Source organism: Adlercreutzia sp. DFI.6.23 (assembly GCF_024462535.1).
GTDB lineage: Bacteria > Actinomycetota > Coriobacteriia > Coriobacteriales > Eggerthellaceae > Adlercreutzia > Adlercreutzia rubneri.
Genome location: NZ_JANGBP010000257.1, coordinates 1 through 372, shown reverse-complemented (window position 1 = coordinate 372; position 372 = coordinate 1). Strand labels below are relative to the sequence as shown.

1 pseudogene is annotated in these 372 nt (G+C 56.7%); it reads right to left on the bottom strand.

From position 1 onward, the window contains the following. Positions 1-363, bottom strand: a pseudogene (locus tag NE591_RS13265) (hypothetical protein); the annotation flags it as partial. Between the last annotated feature and the right edge of the window lie 9 nt (positions 364-372).

Here is a 372-nt window from a genome sequence, read left to right as displayed (position 1 = left end):
CCGCCGACCTCGATGGTCTCGCCGATATGGGCAGCCTCGCCAAAACTCTTTGGCGATCTGACGAATAGTAGCGGCGGGAACCGTAGTGATCTCTTCTTGATATTCAGGTGTATAGCGCGAAATATGGGCCTTGTAAAGGGTAAACGCCGTTGTGCAAGCAGCGCCATCAACCTCAAACGTGCCTTCCAGCACAGGCTGCACGCACTCGTCGTAGGGCTTGGCAGTGTTGTCGGACGCATCCATGTAGAGCGCCTTGTTCGACTCGGGATGACGCAAGATGCGCTGCGTCTCATCGCTGACGAGAGCCGAGCCGTTCGTGCGGTTCGTTAGATACTCGGCATCGAAGATCCCCAGCTCGTTCACGAGGACGTT